At 42.8% G+C, this 3,950-nt stretch carries 4 protein-coding genes; 2 read left to right on the top strand and 2 right to left on the bottom strand.

Annotated features, from left to right (window positions below):
- Nucleotides 1–252: 252 nt before the first annotated feature.
- Complete coding sequence (locus tag RMO55_RS15885; protein ID WP_310428012.1) at nucleotides 253–1,221, bottom strand: DUF362 domain-containing protein; 969 nt, start codon at nucleotides 1,219–1,221, stop codon at nucleotides 253–255.
- Nucleotides 1,222–1,413: 192 nt separating this feature from the next.
- Here RMO55_RS15885 and RMO55_RS15880 point away from each other — a divergent pair, with 192 nt between their 5' ends.
- Entirely contained in the window at nucleotides 1,414–2,301 is an 888-nt protein-coding gene (locus tag RMO55_RS15880) for an alpha/beta fold hydrolase (protein WP_310428014.1), read from the top strand.
- Between the two features lie 92 nt (nucleotides 2,302–2,393).
- Nucleotides 2,394–2,999: a Uma2 family endonuclease gene (locus tag RMO55_RS15875; RefSeq protein ID WP_310428010.1), complete on the top strand. Its 606-nt coding sequence runs from the start codon at nucleotides 2,394–2,396 to the stop codon at nucleotides 2,997–2,999.
- Between the two features lie 116 nt (nucleotides 3,000–3,115).
- Here RMO55_RS15875 and RMO55_RS15870 read toward each other — a convergent pair whose 3' ends face one another.
- The gene (locus RMO55_RS15870) at nucleotides 3,116–3,568 is read right to left on the bottom strand and encodes a pentapeptide repeat-containing protein (RefSeq protein WP_310428009.1); all 453 of its coding nucleotides are present in this window, start codon (nucleotides 3,566–3,568) and stop codon (nucleotides 3,116–3,118) included.
- Nucleotides 3,569–3,950: the final 382 nt, after the last annotated feature.

Here is a 3,950-nt window from a genome sequence, read left to right as displayed (position 1 = left end):
CCCTTGGAAAAATTTCCCTTATCACTTGAGCTTCTTTGCGGTCAAAGATTAAGATTTTTGTCTGAAAGGTGAAATTTTGACTAAAAGTCTGAGTTTTATTTGGACTAGACTAGATTAAATCAAACAAACAAGCCTAACACTTTGGTGTGGGGCTTGTTTGTTTGGATCTGGATAAATATATACTTGTAATAGTCCCCAAGTAGATACAAGAAGGTACAAGAAGAGGGCGGGCACGAGACCACGCCCCTACGGTTATTTTTCTGAAGCTTGATAGGCTCCCATTGGTTCTTTGATAAATCTGATATAAAGATGGCGAAATGTGGATTTGATTACTCGTGGTAGGGCAAAATCGATCGGCATTAAAGCGGATGGTAATTTCCAATCAGTACAAACTAAATCCACTGGGCGCAATAAGGGAAACTCGATCGATTCTAATTCAGGAGCTAATCCCAATCTTTTTGCCGCCGCCGCAGTTGGGACTAAATCCGCCTCAACATTCAGAATCTCCAACATCGCCACATCTAGGGCAAATACATCAATAGCAGCACCCAGTACGCCTAAATCGCGGGGTTCACCATTCATTGGGCCATTTCCTTCATGTGCAACAATCCCGTCGATAATTGTCAAATTTGGGTTAATTGCGCGGGCTGTTTCTACCAACATTTCACCAAATCGCTCGGCACTTTTACCTGCATCCATATGCCACCACGCTTTCATCTTTCCTGGTACGCAACCAAAGAGATTTTTGACTCCTAATGTCATGGTAAGTTGGATGTGAGATTTGACTTTTGGTAAGTTGATGATGACATCAGCTTCCATTGCTTCTTTGCTGAGTAATAAATGGTTAAACTCTTCACTAGTTGTTTCATAACGTTTGCCATGAAATTCGACTAATGGTAAATTTAATTCATCCATCATTGGTAAATAACCATTCGCTTTGGCGACACCCATCGCACTCCCAAAAGCTGGGCTATCGCCGAAAAAAGGCTTCCCCCCAGCGGCGATTACAAGTTCGGCGACACATCGAACTAATTCTGGACGAGTAATACACTCTTTGGTGGGACGACCAGCCGTTAATAGGTTAGGCTTGAGTAAGACTCGATCACCTGGTTTGACAAAGGCACTCATCCCACCTAATGGGGCTAATACGGCTTCTACGGATACGCGAAGTTCGTCGGCTTTGTAAGAGGTGGCGCGGATTAAACTAACGGTTGGGGGCATGATTACGTGGGGAAGCAGTAGGGTTGTGGTTACTTGCTTAAATTGTACCCAATCTCTGCGTTGATGATGTCGATCGCGTTAGAATGGCAAGCGATCGGTGTTGGCATCGCCTACCGAAAGCAATCGAATCAAGCTGCGAAACTTCGATCGAATAAATCGATCCCATCCAACTACATATTTAACATACCCAACATGACTTCCCTTGCTACTCCAACCATCAATTTAACCTGGATGTGGCGCGGATATAAGATTAATTACCAACAACAGGGAGAGAGTGGCGCACCTGTATTATTAATTCATGGTTTTGGTGCGTCTGTGGGACATTGGCGCAAAAATATTCCGGTACTCGCCGAGAATTGTCGGTGTTATGCGATCGATCTAATCGGATTTGGCGGATCGGCAAAACCAACACCAGGAGCTGAAATTGAGTATACGTTTGAAACCTGGGCGGCGCAGGTAGTTGATTTTTGTCGAGAAATAATTAGGAGTCCGACAATTCTAATTGGTAATTCGATCGGCTGTATTGTCGCACTCCAAGCTGCGGTAACAGAACCAAAATTATTTACAGGTGTCGCAATGCTCAATTGTTCGTTGCGATTATTACACGATCGCAAACTGGCTCAGATGCCCTTATATCGTCGATGGGGCGCACCAGTCCTCCAGTCTATCCTCACTATACCAGCAATCGGCAATTTCTTTTTCAAGCAACTCGCCCAACCCAAAGTCGTTCGCAAAATCCTGCTACAAGCCTATCATCGCCCTGAAGCCGTCAGTGAGGAACTAATTGATATTTTAATGGCTCCAGCCGCAGACGAGGGCGCAGCAGCCGTATTCCTCAAATTCACAGCCTATTCCTGGGGGCCATTACCCGAAGATCTATTACCGCAATTATCCTGTCCCGCGATCGCGATTTGGGGTGCCGCCGATCCGTGGGAACCGATCGAGCTAGGGCGGGAATTGATGAATGTATCTACAGTTGATGAATTTGTCGAACTCCCGAATGTCGGTCATTGTCCCCAAGATGAAGCACCAGAATTAGTCAATCCCGTTCTCATCGACTGGATTCGTAAATTGGGTTAAAGCAAGAATAGATCCGCTGTCGATCGGCTGGATGGTCTAAAATTACCTTAACTAGATAAAGTTATTTAGGTGCTAAGTCACGCAAAATAAACATGGTACTAGCAGAATCTAAAACAATTAGCTTCGATGATTTTATCGCCTGGTTGCCAGAGCGATCTGCATTTCGCTACGAACTTAGAGATGGAGAAATTCTGGAAATGCCCAAACCGCGAGGCAAACATTCGGAAATAGCTGGTTTCATCATTGGTGAGTTGAATTTTATCATTCGTCAATCTCCATTACCTTATCTGATTCCACGAGAATCGATCGTCAAATCGATCGATGGTAAGTCTGGATATGAGCCGGAAGGCATTGTTTTAGACAAAGAACTGCTAGCTCAAGAGCAACGGTGGGAGACTGAATCGATTATTACTCAAGGTAGTTTGGTAAAATTAGCGATTGAAGTAGTATCGACTAATTGGCAAGATGATTATGCCATCAAACAGATTGCTTACCAAGCATTAGGTATCCAGGAATATTGGATCGTCGATTATTTAGGGTTGGGCGGACGAAATTTTATCGGACATCCCAAGCAACCAACAATTTCGGTTTATTACTTAGTTGATGGTGAGTACGACTTACATCAATTTAGAAGTAGTGAGCTAATTGTATCGCCAACATTTCCCAATCTAGAACTCTCGATCGATCTACTTATTTGAAGAAATATTTCTCTAAATCGTCGCTCGTACTGAAGGTTAATTGAGCTGGTGGGCAAACCTACTTGAATTATATTTAGATTTACAGTAATTGACTTGCCCAACCTACAAAACTTGTGTTAGATACGACCACTATAAATACTGCCATTAGGCATGATAGTTTCGTGGCAAAGAACATTTTCATAACTATCTAAGTTTTTAGCCCCATTCAAATCGGCATAACAGAGATTGACATTGTAGAAACCAGCCTCGGTAAAGTTAGCATTTCTGAAGATAGCTTCTCTGAGATCGACGTTAGAAAAAGAAACTTGCCCGAACACCGCATCACTAAAGTCAGCTCCTGGCATGTAACAATTATTAAAAGTACTTTCGTATATACGCACCCTCGTAAATTTAGTGAAACTAAGATCGACGTTTTTGAAATCACTACTATCAAAATATGAGTCGCTAAAGTCGGCTTCTTGGTAAGTACCGCCTCTAAAATGTTTGTCTCTCCAATCTGACCGTCGAAAGTCTCTTTCGGTAAAGTCCTCTTCTCCAGCATATTTTCTAATAAATTCTTCTCTATTCATGATTCAATATCTCCATCTGAGATTTACCAACTCTTACCAATTTAAATGATTTAGCCTGCATTATTCATAAAGATCTCCAGAAATCCTCGAAACCCTTGCTGAAATTAACTGATAACGATTGGCTTCAAAAACAGTCTGTTTTTTACGGCGCAATCACAATCGGGCTTTCACAAGTTGGTGAATAATCCAGGTTAGATCGATTAAATTAAAGTCCGCCACTCGGACTGGAATATTAGTCCGCGTAGGCGGACTTTGCACCACTAGCAGCGGTTTCAACCGCTAGCGAACTGACGAACCGAACCATATTTCGATCGAGTCTTGTGGAATCGATAGGATTCTTGTACTATAGAAGTATCATTGAGCAGCGATCGATCGTGACACC

Source organism: Chamaesiphon sp. VAR_48_metabat_135_sub (genome assembly GCF_031418915.1).
GTDB lineage: Bacteria > Cyanobacteriota > Cyanobacteriia > Cyanobacteriales > Chamaesiphonaceae > Chamaesiphon.
The sequence above is the reverse complement of the archived record's forward strand: the minus strand, read 5'-3'. Positions and strand labels throughout refer to the sequence as shown.

Coding starts and splice junctions, on each gene's coding strand:
- RMO55_RS15885 (WP_310428012.1), bottom strand. CDS start 1,221: ATGCCCCCAACCGTTAGTTTAATCCGCGCCACCTCTTACAAAGCCGAC.
- RMO55_RS15880 (WP_310428014.1), top strand. CDS start 1,414: ATGACTTCCCTTGCTACTCCAACCATCAATTTAACCTGGATGTGGCGC.
- RMO55_RS15875 (WP_310428010.1), top strand. CDS start 2,394: ATGGTACTAGCAGAATCTAAAACAATTAGCTTCGATGATTTTATCGCC.
- RMO55_RS15870 (WP_310428009.1), bottom strand. CDS start 3,568: ATGAATAGAGAAGAATTTATTAGAAAATATGCTGGAGAAGAGGACTTT.